The sequence below is a fragment of the Oligoflexus tunisiensis genome (assembly GCF_001748245.1).
Classification (GTDB): domain Bacteria; phylum Bdellovibrionota_B; class Oligoflexia; order Oligoflexales; family Oligoflexaceae; genus Oligoflexus; species Oligoflexus tunisiensis.
In genome coordinates this window covers 1,345,191-1,359,444 of record NZ_BDFO01000001.1, presented here as the reverse complement: position 1 = coordinate 1,359,444, position 14,254 = coordinate 1,345,191, and the positions used below count along the sequence as shown (strand labels likewise).

Here is a 14,254-nt window from a genome sequence, read left to right as displayed (position 1 = left end):
GTGTCAGTGATGGGTGAGGCTAGGGGATTTTGCTTGTCGTTGGAACTTACTTCTCATACGAAGATGAGATGCGATTTGATCCGATTCGGGGCATTCTAGCGGGTTTAGAATCTCGTGCTGACGGACAAATAGCCGATCGTTCTCTCCTCATCGAACAACGCAAATTCCTGGATCCCGGGCAGCTCGATGAGGGTTCCTTGAATATAACCCGCACTGATCGTGAGGAAAGAAAAGCCATAGCCTGTAAAGACCTTGAGCTGATAGGCCTGATCCGAGATATCCCGATCGCTGGAATTCAAGGCCTCTTCTTCGATCTTATGGTAATAAACCTCGCTGAAGGTAAAGCCGTAGCCCAGAAAACCAGCATTCAGAAAGCTCAAGCGTGTATTCTGTTCAGCGTAGACGTCATAGTGCGGAAGAGCAGCTCCACTCCCCTCTTCACCGATCGGCTCGCTGTCGTACGTATTGAAATGGTAAGTAGCGCCCAGGCCAGCCCCCACGGTGAGCACCTTCCAGGCTGTATAATCGGTGCCAGCGGAAAGACTGCTCATAGTTCGAACCTCATTCCGTTTCGATCGTTCCGATACCGGCACAGTTGTCGATAGGGAACCATAAAAGCTCATGGCATCTTTCGGGTTGCCAGACGTTGCCGTCAAGGAAAGAACGGTATCATTTACGGCGAACTCGTCTCCATCCTGATTAATGAGATAATTTTTTGTGAAGGACTGCGAAATTCCCAACTGCAGACTCGGAGTGGCCCCATAGGACGCTGATAAACTCGCCTGCGTAATGGGCTTGAGCCTTGCGCCCTGCAATTGAGTGAGACCTAGCGAAAAGCTTGTCGACGGGACATGCTCCTTGACGACCGCCTTGCGCGTCTTCGCGAGCCCAGGCGCGCCCGTGGCCAGCAGGAGCATCGCTATAAGACGTCGACTCAGCATAAGTCATTCACAGGTCAAGGATGGCCTGCTATAGACCATCTTTTGGTAGAGCGTACCCAGAGACCGGGCACCCGCTTTATCATTGTCCAGGAGGACCGCGGCAGACATGGGGTTAAGCCTCTTGCCTGCGGTGAGCACGACATCTCCGACTTTCAGAGCCACGACACTTGTTTCACCCGCATAGTCAGGGTTCAGGGTTTGATTGATCGTCGTGATCTCGGTCGCGTTTTCCCCAAGACTGGCTGCAGGCGTGCCAAACCTGGTGGCAAAAGTGCTGAGATTATAGCAGTTCACGCGCAGAAGCTGCAGATCACTCAGATCGCTTGACAGCTCATAGGCGCTGGCAGCCGAGTACGCATAGAACGAACGAATGGTCTCCGTGAATCCAGCGTACATCTCGCCACCTTCAACGAAGATATCGCTTATGTTCATGTCAACAAAAGGTTTGAGTTCCGGTGAAGACTTGCGGATTGAAAGCACGGATACGGGTGTAAAGCCTTTGTTGGGATCGAGAGGGAAGGCGTCATCACCCAGCATGAACATGCTGGCAAAGATCTTGTCCATGGCAATGCCCTGCTGAGCAAGCGCGCCTGTGGACTCTTCAAAGCGGTCGGCGAACGAACGATCGAAGGAACCTTGCTTGATCACGCTCCTATAGAAGCTCAGGACCAGCTTAACGGCTTGCAGCATATCAGCCTGCATGCCCTGGGTGAGCCTGGCCGTGGACTCTGCATCCTGCAGCGGGTATTTTCGCAGCTTATCCCGCACTTCCACGGCTCCGAAGGCCTGCTCGTAGAAGCGGATCATTTTTTTCAAATCGAACATCGTTCGGAATACGGATCCACTATAGCCCGAGGTATTCCAGTAGGATCTTCCATAGCGGAAATTGCGGATCCAATAGGCATCATCGTAGCTCAGAATATGATTTTTTACGATTTCACTCGGTGTTGCTCCGCTATCGAAGCGATTGCACATGGGATTGAACACCGTATGATGGTCGGTGCAGAAGAGATAGGGAGCTGGACGGTCCCTGCTGATGTCCACCTTCCCATCACTGTAGGCATAGAGTAGTGCTGCCTGATCATAGGCCTCCCAGTCATAGGCCTGGCCTATTTCGTCCTCCATGGTGAGGTAGTCCATGACCGAACTGGTGGTCTTGTTCGGATCTCCACCTTCCTTATGGGCATCGATTCTCGCACCCACGGTGCCATAGAAGTTGTGTCTGAGATTGAGATTGTGACCGAATTCATGAATCGCCACGCGATAGAGTATATCGTCGATGATCTTCTTTTCATTAGACAAATCGACATTCGCCAGGCCAGCGACCAGACCCTCATTCAGATCATAGCGGGTCGAAATGGATGGATTGTTGTAATATTCGCGCGTCCTGTAGGCATTCGTGGCCTCCTCCAGGGCCAGCTTCGACCGATTCAGCTGCTCGGCCATTTCCCGGTTGGCCTCCAGGAATGCCGGCTGATCCTTCATAACCTTCTCAAGACTGTCGAACTGCAAGGGAACCTCCCGGCCGGCAAAGCCCGTACCGGGAAGTTCATACGTGAATTCGGGTATGAGATAGCGGTATGTTTCTGCGATCCTGGCGTCTTTCAAAAAGCTGCTGGTCGAGCTCCAGGTATCGACGCCCTGACCGATTGTTTTAGTGAGTTCAGCAATGATAGTGGATGACACCGTTTCGTTCCGCTTCTGTCTGTCTCGAATCTGCTGGACATACCACTTCAGGTCGTTGGTCCAGAGCACGCTATGGGCGGAAATGATTTCGCCTGTGCGCGGGTGCGCTGTCATAGGGCCGTAACCAAGCGGCGCACTCAGATCAGGTTCATTGACGAAATGGACGAAGGAATACCTGATATCCCCGAATTTCTTACTGCCATCGTTGTCCTTGATCTCGAAGCGCACCGGAAGGCCTTTTTCCTCAAACAGTTTATTGGTCCGAGGGAAAATTCCAACCTGGGGATCATTATAGATCCACTTGTATTCTTCCGGGAAGTTTTCAGAGAAATAGAACGTATGCTTCTTATTCGGGTTCCAGCGGTTCATGTAGAATGTATTTTTCGATCTATTGTTCTCATCATAGGAAAGTACGGTCGTATTGAAATAACCGTACTTGTCCATGAGAGGATCGTTCTCCCCGGTATAAACATAGGGTGCATATCCAGCCACATCGGGCTCGGGCATGAAGGAATACTTATAGTGAATGGTCAGGGTAAAATCGTTGTTATCGTAATCGCGATTGCTGATACACTCTTCTTTAATTTGGTAGTTCACGGCCAGCACAAAACCGATGTGCTCTGAAGTGACTTCCTCCTCACCATCGACCACCTGGGAAGAGAGTGGCGACCAGCAGTCGTTGTCGAGGCCGAAAAAAGAGAAACTTGCGCGCTCCTTGATTTCAGCGGTACTCCAGTCAACCTTGAAGAATCTTTTCTCATTCCACGGAATATCGTTATTCTCTGTCTCTACATTGCTTTTGCGGCCATCAATGACTTTTCTGTGGATGTCGGTATGGGTTATGTTCCAGGCGTTGATGACCTTTTCTGTATTGGGACCATCCGCGTAGTTCGCCTTCACCTCGACGAACCGCAGTTGGGATTTCGTGATATCAAAATACCCAAGGCGCGGAGTGCTCTGCAGACCGACAAAGCCGAACTTGCTATTGAGACCGTTATTGACGATGGTCACGCGATAGAGCCAAGGCCTTTCCGTCAACACGGTGGCCTTTTCCCAGCGCATGCCGTCGAGATCCTGAAATCGTTCGACCGGTCGCTTCTTGACACAGGATACGAGTGCAAGGATGACTAAAATGAGTTTATAATTCATAATCACAACTCCGGTCTTTCCGGTTTTCAGCTACCCATTCCGAAATAGAGCAGCTTCCGTGACGGATCATTGCTGAATCCGAAGAAGCCTCGTGCCAGCTGAATTTCAAGCCCCTCTTCACCGGGGATCATGGCACAAGTTTCAAGCGCAATGCAGTCCTCGGCAGGGTTCTCAAAAAGTCGATGCAGCGCTTGCATCAGCTTTGACCCATCGGTATCGTCGGGTGCGAGATCAGCGAACGAATCGCCCAGACCGCGTGTAGCCGGGGTGATTCCAGGCAGAGTGAATTTGCCTTTATAATCCGAACGCGCCATGATGAAACTAGGCGTATTCATGGCATTCCAGATGACAAGAAGATTAAAGTTATCGTAAACGTGGACACCGTTCTGTGGGTTTACAGAGAGAGGCGCGCCTATTCGAACTTCCGTATCGGCCTTGGTGGAAGCCAGGGTAATGCCCCCGATGGATTGGTTATAAACAAGAGGATCAAGCAGGAACGGCCGAAGCTCACGCGGCGCGATGAAATACATGATGTCCAAGGAGAGTTTCTCGGCTTTGGACAGCAGCAAAACGCCCCGCTTATATTCCAGGATCATGTAAGTGTCGTTTTCATCCAACCGGCACGTGAAGGCTTGCTCGCAGTCATATGTTGCCGCGGTATTGCCTTCGAACACTCCGCCGATCTTCTTGAGCAGCGTACGGATGGGTTCGGTTGCAGTGGAATCCAGGAACGTCTCAAAGGATGTCTGCATGCCGACCATACCGAGAGTTTCACCCAGGTTGACTTTGCCTTTATAACCCGGCCCAACGATAAAGAAGGCAGGAGTTTGCGGTTCCTGGCTTGTCCATTCGATGCGGATATCTTCCGGAAAGAATTCGAGGCCGTTGAAAGTCCCGACCGATTTTGCGAGCCGATCGTGAGCCTCATCGTAGGTTGTCGCCATCGTGATACCGCCCGCGCCGACGCCGAACTCGATAGGCATGACCTCATTACGCATTTTTCTCTGCAGGCTCTCTTCGTAGCTAATGTCGGGAACGCGCCCGGCCACCAGCCCGCCGTCCGGATTTGTTGGTTCAGTTGTGACCTTGTCAAGAGGCCGTTTCGGGCTCTTGAGCATCTTGATGGACGAGCGACGATTCTCGCTCATCTCAGAGCTCTTGCTGCAGGAGAAGACCAAAGCAACAAGAGCGATCCATCCAAGCATAGCCAATTGCATACGCGCACCTCCAGCTTGCAGAGAAGACTCCACTAAACCTTGGCTAGCCGGCCAGTTTGCAGGTTTTATGCCGGAAATTTTGTGTAAGGTTTAGGCTAACTTGGACGAAGAAAAATACCGTGCGTAAAGAATCTAGACGGCGGAAGGGCTGGTTGCTAGACAAAAGGAGGCCTGAGCATGCTGAATAAAGTACCTTTGGAGCAGTGTGGCGGTGAGCAAAGGAGTCGCAAGTTCCATGTACTTACCTGGATTTCGACTACTCGATATTTTCAGACCAGCTCACTATCAATATGGAAGAGCACGAATATTCCTTTGATTGGCCGAAGTAGGAACTTGAGCTCCTCCTTACTTCATGGTACAGCTTTTCAGCGACGAAATTCCATCCCAGGATAAATTCTTGGGATTTTTCTTTTGAGCAACAATCCCCGTTTTCCCGCTGCAGTTCCTTCCTCCTGCACCGATCAGCCTGTTTTATCAGTCCAGGACAGAGTCATGCTGAAGCTTTCACACGCCATCCTATTCAGTCTGTTGCTGGCCTTTATGGAAAACGGCCAGGGGCAAACTCTTCATGAAGGCGAGCTCGACCTGCGGTCCTGGAATTTCGACGAAAAGCCCCTGCTGCCTCTTCGGGGCAGCTGGGAATTCTACTGGTCACAACTCCTGACTCCTGAAGATTTTCAGGAGGAAACACCGGAAGGTCGCGAATGGATACGGGTGCCCGGCAGCTGGAGCCTCGTCACGCCCCATCCTACCTATGGAGTCGCCACCTACCGACTGCGCGTGCACTTGAGCGAGCCGCGGGCACTAGCCCTGCATGCCCCCTGGATATTGTCCGCCGCAAAAGTCTTCATCGATGGAGTTCAGGTGGAGAGCCTCGGTCACATCACCAGGCAGCGGGAGCCGGGCAGCGGGCAAAGTTATGTGCGTGAAGACTTCTGGGTCTTTCATCCGCTCAAGTCAACATTTGATATCGTGATTCAGGTAGCCAACCATGAATCGATGATGGCGGGTCTTCCGCATGCCCCGAAGCTGGGCTCCGCCCGGGCGATCAAGACGGCCTACCAACGTGAGATCGCAATAGCCCTGGCCTTGATGGGCAGTATTCTGCTCATGGGAATTTATCATCTTTGCCTCTTCGCCTTGCGGACAAAGGTACGCTCGACGCTCTATTTTGCCGGAGTATGCGTTTCTGTCGCCTTTTATATCTTTGGTGCGGAAGGCACTGTGGTCGCCACCTTCCTTCCTGAAGTGGAATATCCCACGCGTCTGCGGCTCATCCTCAGCTGGATGCCTGCCTGTCCCTTGTTTCTCTACTTTGCCCATGAGCTCTTCCCGGGTTACTTTTCCAAACGTTTCATCCATGCATATGCCCTCATCACCCTGGTTCTCTTCAGCTATTTTTGGCTCACGGACATTACCGATATAGCCTATAAGTTTTACGCCTATCAGCTGCTCACAGCAGGCATCATGCTGCACGGAATCATCGCTCTGATCCGGGCGGTTCGCAGGGGCGAGGATGGCGCCTGGATTTTTGTTGCTGGCCTCTGTGTGGTGGTGGTTACCGGTGTCAATGACCTTCTGCGCGCGGTCATCGACTCGCCCCCTCTGGCTGGATTTGGGCTTTTGACTTTTATCGTCTGCCAGTCCTTTCTGCTCGCTCGGCGTTTCTCACAGGCTTTCCGGGACCTGGCTCGATCCGAGCAACAGGTGCGCCAGCTCAATGAGAACCTGGAAGTGTTGGTCGAGGAAAAGACCCGTGATATTCGTTCCATTATGGATCATATACAGCTGGGCATCTTCGCGATCACCGCTCCTGGTCGTACGATTCATAAGGATCATTCACGCCACCTCCAGACCCTGTTCAAACAGGAAGATTTGACAGGGCAGGACGCGGGCAAACTGCTTTTCCAGGACAGTCAGCTCAGTTCCGATGAGCAGCATCAGGCCTGCCAAGCGCTGGAGGCGATGCTCGGGGAACAGGGCCTATCCTTCGACATGAACAGCGAAGCTCTGCCCAAGGAAACCCATTACACTGAAGTGCAAGGAAACACTCGCATTCTGGAGCTGACCTGGCATCCGGTCATCAACAGCCAGGACATCGTTGAAAAGATCCTGGTCACCGCCCGGGATGTTACGCAGCTACGCGCTCTGCAGGAGGATGCTCATGACCGTGAAGAGGAATTGCAGTTCATCCAAGAACTGCTGAATATTTCTCCGGAAGCCTTCCATCGCTTTATCCAAACCTGCGAGGAGTTCCTCGAGGAAAATCGCAGGCTGATCAACTCTCGCTGCATCGCCTTGCGCGACATGGAAGCCCTCAAGCTTCTCTTCATCAATATGCATACCATGAAGGGCGCCGCGCGTTCCCTTTATCTGAAGAAAATCACGCGCATTTTCCATGATGTGGAACAGTACTACGCGGTGCTGCAAAAAGAGCCCGAAATCCATTGGGACATCGAACGCATGAATCAGGATCTGGACGAGGCACATCACGTGCTCGAAACATATGAATCGATCAATCGCAACAAGCTGGGCCGTCGCATGAATGAAGATGGACACGTCGATGTCTCGGCTCCGGACCTGGTCCGCGTATATCGGCAGCTCCAGGATCTGGAGGCTGACCTGGACTCAAAAGCCCAGGCACGGATTCAGGACATCCAGCGTTTTCTTTTACCGCTGGTTTTCCGCCCCCTGCAAAGCATGCTCGAGGAGACAGCTCTCTGCACGGAAGCGCTGGCGCGCGACTTGCACAAGGCGCCTCCTGTCGTGCTCATTGAGGCTCATGGCTATAATATGGAGGAGCGCACGGACCATCTTTTGCGTCGAGTCCTGATCCATATCCTCCGGAATACCATGGATCATGGCATTGAGCTTCCGGCCGTTCGTCTGAATGCGGGCAAGCCGGAATCCGGGCTGATACAAATACGTGTGTCACGCAACACGGCACAGGTGCTTTTGCACTATCAGGATGATGGACAGGGACTGGATCTGATCCGCCTCCGCACCGCCGCCGAGCAGCAGGGCATGATCATGCCTGGCGCCATTCTCTCGCCCCAGGAAAGCGCCGAACTTATGTTCTGCTCGGGTCTTTCAACCTCATCGACGGTCACTGATATTTCCGGCCGCGGCGTAGGGATGGATGCCGTGAAAAAATATCTGGAAGCGGCAGGTGGAGAGATTCGCGTGGAACTACGCGAGCCAGTTCCGGGACAAAGCGGTCGGCCATTTTCGTTTACGATCGCGCTCCCGCGGTCGCTTTTTGTCTTTCCTTCCAAAGAAACTGATGTTGCCGCAGCTTAGTAAGCTGTCGTATGCCGTAAAACCCTGAGGATCACGCGCATTTCCATGGGACGATGACCCTTTATTATAGTATGACTGCAGTTCCGTCTGGAACCTTCCGCAAGGCAGATTCAAGACGGAGCGAACATCCAATCGCCCAAAATCTCTTCGCCCAGGATGCTATTGTTGAAAGAATCTCCAGATCAGCGCTTCACTGATGTATTATTTACGTTCAAATCAGCATGTTATACATGCACCCCCATCGGCATGAGTATTGAATAGGCGATTTTTGTGAGCACCTGAGCTGGAAATATTGATGAGGCACGTTACGCAATGATAAAGATGAACCTCCCCGCGATCTCAATCGTCTTCAGCCTACTGACCGCCTGTCATAACAAGCCAACGGAAAGCAGACTGGCAGCGGATTCAAATGCAGGTATGTTGTCCAACGTCAACACAGAAACCCAATCTCTCTATTCGTATCTCAAAACCGTTGCCAAAAAAGGGCAGTTTATTTTTGGTCAGCAGAAAGCCACTCTGGTTGGTATAGGTGAAGAAGGCAATAGTCCCTGGGGCGACTCAGATTACGGCAATCGAACGGATGTCGAGGCTTATGCAGGGCAAAAAGTCGGTATGATCGGTATTGATGTTTGGGATCTAGCCGCGAAGAATCCGACCTGGAATCAGCCCGTCTATAGCAAGGCCATTCGCGATTTCTATAATTCGGGTTCCGGCGGTGCCGTGACCCTTGACTGGCATATGCGTGGCTGTTCTGTGAAGCCGGTCAAGGATGGAGCAGGAAATGAAGGCATTCCAGGCGATGGATTCAAGGTGAATGATTGGGAGAACGATCCCAATTCCGACTGTCTTTGCAAGATTGTGAACGAAGAGCCCTGGGAAAATGGTTTGACATGGAAAGACTGGTTTCTGTCCCAGAAGCTCGATAAATTCCACCAGAAACTCGTTCAGGAATCGCTGACCGGGATCCCCATTATCTATCGCCCTTTTCATGAGCAGACAGGCAGTTGGTTCTGGTGGGGCGCAAAAGGCTGGGATTGTGAGAGACAATTGGGGAAATCCAACGTTGTCAAAGGTGCAGAAGCCTATAAAAAACTATTTCGGATGACGGTTGATTACCTCCGTAAGACCAAAGGTCTCAAGAATCTTCTGATTGCCTTTGCTCCCGACAAGCTTTGCAAGCACGATGGTCACACGTGTAGCTCTCAAAACGCGATGAAAGATACTCCAACGAGTGAAGAACTCAGAAATGATTATTTGAACAGCTATCCTGGTGATGAGTATGTGGACATCCTTGGGATTGACCTCTATTACTCTCAGAAATTCGGCAATCCCTGGGAAGAGGCCGATTATCAAACCAGGCTCTTTACGCAGTATCTTCGGGTTGTCAGTACGATCGCTGATGAAAAGTCAAAGGTTGCGGCTCTCACCGAGACCGGCAACTACAACTTACACAATGAGTCGAGTACTGGGAGCCAATGGTATACGAAGCAGCTGCTGGCAATGCTGAGCGACCCGGAAGTGAAAGTTGCTTATGTCCTGACCTGGGAGAATAGAAAGCTGGACAGCACAGAATACTATATCCCGCATAAGAAGCATGCCGATTATCAGGACTTCGTTAGGTTCTCTGAGAGTGCATCCACACTCTTTTATAATGACTTAAGTGAAATGTACAAGACGGCAGCGCCGAATCCAGAAGAGCGCCCCGAGGCCGGCGTTTATCCAGCGTGTTTGAGCAAAGACAGCGACCCGGATGGGGATGGCTGGGGTTGGGAAAACGGCCGCAGCTGCCAGTGGCGGGACGTGAGTTTTGCCACTTGCACGAGCGTATCCGTGGACTCTGATGGCGATGGTTGGGGTTGGGAAAATAACCAGACCTGTCGCGTCCGATTGGAAAGCTACCCACGGTGTGGCAGCCCGAGTTCAGATCCTGATGGTGACGGCTGGGGTTGGGAAAACGGTCGCGCTTGTCAATCGAATGCGAATGCGTTTCCAACCTGCTCGAATCTCTCGACAGATCCCGATGGCGACGGCTGGGGATTTGAAAATTCTCAAAGCTGCCGTGTTCGTTTGGAAAGCTACCCTAAGTGCAGACAGAATTCGAGTGGCCGGGGCGATGGCTGGGGCTGGGAAAATGGTCAGTCCTGCCGCCAATAAACCATAAAAACTTCATCATGACGTCGGGTCGCACGCCTGCGCCCGATGCGTTCCACACAGACTTGGGTAATCGCAGCCTCCTGATTCTCAGGGCAATTTAATTTGATTTCCCCTCCCTTCGCCATATATAAACTCCACAGCAGGAATCCCGGTCGACTCGCAAAGCACATCGATGAGGGAAATTCGCCCTTGACGGAAGGATCTGGCCAGGCATGACTCAAATGGATCGAGGGCTCGTCAACAGCGCGTTTTTTCTTTTGCCCTTTGCCCTGCTTGGTGCCAGAGCTTTGCAATCGGGAGGCATCTACATCCTGGGCATCCTCGCCCCCTTGCTTCTGCTGCATCGCCGCGCGAGAGCTGGTGCTGCCAGGTTTCCCTGGACCCGAGTCGGCTTTTTGCTCGCGGCAGCTTATGCCCTCTTTCCACTGAACAACATTATCCTATGGCTACGGCAGCCCAAGGAGATAGATTCCTCGATTCTAAGCAGCAATTTAAGTTCCGCTGTCCTGGTTTCAGGAGTCATGATGCTCCTCATAGGCGTGCTCGACAAACGACCTATAATCTCACCCAATGACTCTTCCGGAGCTAAAACCACCCTGATGGAGAGCTTTCATAAGGGAGTGGTCTGGGCCTCGCTCCTGTTTGGACTCTACCTCCTTGTGCAATTTTTTAGCGGCTTTGACTTTTTCTCACAGTATGCTTTTCGTGAGGATCGTCGCTTTTTGAACGGGACGTACCGGGTGACAGGATTCACCAGTCATCCCGTGACGATGGCCGGTGTAAGCCTGGCGTTTTTTGCTTACTACGGAACGCTTGCTGCCAAAAATCGGGATACTCGGGCCTTTTTGGTAAGTGGGGCCCATCTTGTCTTCATACTTATGACCGGCTGCCGTTCGCCTGCACTTACTGCCGGCGCTATCGGCATGCTGCTGCCTCTCTTTGCGGGATCAGAATTCTCCAGGAAGCAGCGCCTGGCCTGGGGCTTTGCGGTGCTGGCCGCATCCGTGATGTTGGGATTCCATCTCGGTATTTGGGAGCGGTTCAAGGAACTGCCTATGCAGCTTGAGACGACAGGCCTGGCCGATGCTCGAATTGTCTTTTGGAAGGTTCATTGGGCGATGTTTCTAGATAGCCCGTGGCTCGGACAAGGCGCCTATTGGATGGATCAAGCGATAAGACTCGACTACTACGAAAAGCTCGGTTTCGGTGATTTTCCGAGGAAATACAACTCACATAATCTCTTCCTCGAAATATTGAGCACGGTCGGCATCGTAGGGGCATTGTGTCTTTTCATTCTCGGTTTTCTCCTTGTTCGCGGCATCAAAGAATACTTGAACCAACATTCATCGCGTGAACTCAAACTGGCCTTTTCCTGCTTCTCAGTGGCCTTCTTCGCCAATCTTCTGCATGGTCTCACGGAAAACACCTACTTTGATGCGCCCATTGCCTATGTATACATCGGCTTTCTCTGGGTACTCACTTGGGCTGGAGTAGCCGAAAGGCTCGATTCGCGATAGACCTGAAGTGCCTTCTCCGCCATGAGCTGGGCCGAGAATTTTTCGAGCAGGAGTTTCCTGGCATTTACTTTCATGGTCGATGCCGCTTCTGGGTTCTCATGCAGCCAAAGAATCCCATCTGCAAGCGCCTCAGCATCGCCCTGCGGGACCAGGAGGCCAGTCTCCTGATGACGGATGAATTCGCACACACCGCCTGCATCCGTCGCGATCAGAGCGCAGCCACGGGCGGCGGCTTCAAGGAGCACGGTCCCCAGGCCCTCTCGAATCGACGACAGGGCAAAAATATCCGAGGCTGCCAGCAGCTGATCCAGGCTATCGAGCTGTCCAAGGAAATGGACCCGACTCTCGATGCCAAGCTCCTGGCAAAGCCTTTCCAGGCGCATTTGAAGGGGGCCTTCACCAGCCACCATGAGGATGGCATTCATCCCCATCCGATGCAGCTTTGCGAAAGCCATGAGGAGGGTTGCCTGATCCTTCTGCTTCGTCATAGCCCCGGCGTTGGTAATCCAGATCGCATCCTCCAGGACGCTGGTGGTGAGCGACAGATTGCGTCGTGCTGTGAGGCGGTCCACCGGGATGTTCTGGTTGTCAAGGGAACTCATGATAACCTCTATGGTCTCTTCCCGCACACCCATGGACTGCAGAACACGTTTCACGGCCTGGGAAACCGCAATATAGCGAACTATTTTCGGGGATGCATATTTCCATCGATGGTAGAGACTGCGCGAGGGAATGTCGTCAACACGCCTATGAACAATAATTTTAAGGTCCTTCCGAAAAGACGCAAGAGTAAGCGCGACCGTATGGGCCTTGGATCCGTGCGCGTGAATCAAAGTTATCCCATGCATACGACAATGGAAGCAAGCGAGCGAGATGCTGAAGAGCATTCCGAACAACCCCGTTTCCCAGGTACAGCAAGGGAAGCCAGCACCCATTCTCTTCTGGGCTTCGTGCCCTTCCCGCAGGAGCAGATGGCTGCTTACAGCACCCTGTGGGAGGAACTTGAGGAGCAAACGCAGTTGATTCTCACCCCCGCGCCAGCCTTTCTCCAGGTTCACATGCAATACCGCGAGGGTGTTAGGGTCCGGCGTTTCGAACGTCTTCAGGATGTGATCGCTGGCACCTGCGAAATTCGTTAGAAATGTGCGGGTCCTGCCGTTATTTTCCGCAATCCCGACCCTGTTCCACCACGCGACCAATTCCTGAGCAGAGCGGACCGGCGCAGCCAACCCCTGCTGAACAAAGAGTTCCGCCTCGACCTGGTCCTGGTATTTGGGACCAAAAGCTATCGCAAGACCGTAGGCCGCTGCCTCCAGGATATTGTGCACACCCTTGCCAAAGCCTCCCCCTACGATTGCCAGCTGGGCACAGCCATACCATTCGGCGAGACGCCCCAGAGTATCGACGATCAGAAAATCTGGCGACGCAGTCCCTTCACCCTGATATCGGCTCCAGCGGCTGACGCTCACGGAGGCTCTGTGACAAATGCTTTCCAGCCTCCTCAGCGAGACCTCGCTAATATCATGGGGAACAACCAAAACCTGCCAGGGCGTTTCCTGCTTCGCGATAAAAATCGGCCAGGCTCGCAGGACCATCTCCAGATCCTCCGGCCAGGCACTGCCGATGATCAGCCTCTGAGGCGAGCCAAACCGTTGGACGAGAGCATTCCGAAGCTGTTCAAAAAAGGGTCTTTCGACACCAACTCTTTCAAGGACGCGATCGTATTTGGTGTCGCCATGCTCACGGACTGTATAAACCTGATCAGCTGCAGAGAGAAATATCTTCTTGATCCACTGTTTCACGCGACCGCCGAGACTCGGTGTGACATCGACGATGATCAAGCGGGAGTACTCCCGCGCGGCTGCGAAAAAACCTGGCCAATATTCATTGCGAATCACGAAGACCGCATCCGGTCGCAAGATCGCCAGGATGCGCAGCCATCGTTGATAGGAATCCACGGGAGCCAGGCTATAGGTATGGGCAACCTTCTTCATCGTCAGGTGGTCCATGCCTGAGGGTGAATGAAGCACGACATGAACATAGGTGGACGGCATCCGCTGACTTCTTTCGATGAGCGGAACGGCCTGCTCGTATTCACCTGCACTGCTGCAGAAGAAGAGCAGAACCCTTTGATGCATGATCCTGGCCTCCTGGAACTGCGGTACGAGTTGGAAAATGACCCGGCGATTCCTGGAGTATCGTGCGCACGTCCTGTTGAAAGGGGACAGCATGCGCATCACGATGTAGAGACAATCGCAGAGAAGGGCCAAACTTTGTAGGAATGCTTTTG

7 protein-coding genes are annotated in these 14,254 nt (G+C 52.6%); 3 read left to right on the top strand and 4 right to left on the bottom strand.

Going from position 1 to position 14,254, the window contains the following annotated elements; genetic code table 11:
* Positions 1–104: 104 nt before the first annotated feature.
* The 3 genes from OLTU_RS05920 to OLTU_RS05910 are packed head-to-tail and all read right to left on the bottom strand — an operon-like array spanning position 105 to position 4,993.
* Positions 105–941 (bottom strand): hypothetical protein, encoded by an 837-nt coding sequence (locus tag OLTU_RS05920; RefSeq protein ID WP_141731835.1) that lies wholly within the window; start codon positions 939–941, stop codon positions 105–107.
* A 3-nt stretch (positions 942–944) separates the two neighbouring features.
* Positions 945–3,776, bottom strand: a complete 2,832-nt coding sequence (locus OLTU_RS05915) for a zinc-dependent metalloprotease (RefSeq protein ID WP_141731834.1) — start codon at positions 3,774–3,776, stop codon at positions 945–947.
* 26 nt (positions 3,777–3,802) lie between these two features.
* Entirely contained in the window at positions 3,803–4,993 is a 1,191-nt protein-coding gene (locus OLTU_RS05910; RefSeq protein WP_141731833.1) for a hypothetical protein, read from the bottom strand.
* 492 nt (positions 4,994–5,485) lie between these two features.
* On the opposite strand from OLTU_RS05910, the gene OLTU_RS05905 reads away from it, so the two are divergent.
* From OLTU_RS05905 to OLTU_RS05895, 3 genes are all read left to right on the top strand, one after another.
* The gene (locus tag OLTU_RS05905; protein ID WP_141731832.1) at positions 5,486–8,293 is read left to right on the top strand and encodes a 7TM diverse intracellular signaling domain-containing protein; all 2,808 of its coding nucleotides are present in this window, start codon (positions 5,486–5,488) and stop codon (positions 8,291–8,293) included.
* A 417-nt stretch (positions 8,294–8,710) separates the two neighbouring features.
* The gene (locus OLTU_RS05900) at positions 8,711–10,447 is read left to right on the top strand and encodes a glycosyl hydrolase (protein ID WP_176736370.1); all 1,737 of its coding nucleotides are present in this window, start codon (positions 8,711–8,713) and stop codon (positions 10,445–10,447) included.
* Between the two features lie 257 nt (positions 10,448–10,704).
* A complete protein-coding gene (locus tag OLTU_RS05895; protein WP_218109864.1) occupies positions 10,705–11,964 on the top strand; it encodes an O-antigen ligase family protein in 1,260 nt (419 codons plus the stop codon).
* Here OLTU_RS05895 and OLTU_RS05890 read toward each other — a convergent pair.
* Positions 11,895–14,102 (bottom strand): glycosyltransferase, encoded by a 2,208-nt coding sequence (locus tag OLTU_RS05890; RefSeq protein WP_176736368.1) that lies wholly within the window; start codon positions 14,100–14,102, stop codon positions 11,895–11,897. The two genes, OLTU_RS05895 and OLTU_RS05890, sit on opposite strands and share 70 nt — an antisense overlap.
* Positions 14,103–14,254 lie beyond the last annotated feature (152 nt).

Excerpts from the sequence above, each read along its gene's own strand:
- OLTU_RS05905 (WP_141731832.1), top strand. The coding sequence starts at position 5,486 with ATGCTGAAGCTTTCACACGCCATCCTATTCAGTCTGTTGCTGGCCTTT.
- OLTU_RS05890 (WP_176736368.1), bottom strand. The coding sequence starts at position 14,102 with ATGCATCAAAGGGTTCTGCTCTTCTTCTGCAGCAGTGCAGGTGAATAC.
- OLTU_RS05915 (WP_141731834.1), bottom strand. The coding sequence starts at position 3,776 with ATGAATTATAAACTCATTTTAGTCATCCTTGCACTCGTATCCTGTGTC.
- OLTU_RS05900 (WP_176736370.1), top strand. The coding sequence starts at position 8,711 with ATGTTGTCCAACGTCAACACAGAAACCCAATCTCTCTATTCGTATCTC.
- OLTU_RS05920 (WP_141731835.1), bottom strand. The coding sequence starts at position 941 with ATGCTGAGTCGACGTCTTATAGCGATGCTCCTGCTGGCCACGGGCGCG.
- OLTU_RS05910 (WP_141731833.1), bottom strand. The coding sequence starts at position 4,993 with ATGCAATTGGCTATGCTTGGATGGATCGCTCTTGTTGCTTTGGTCTTC.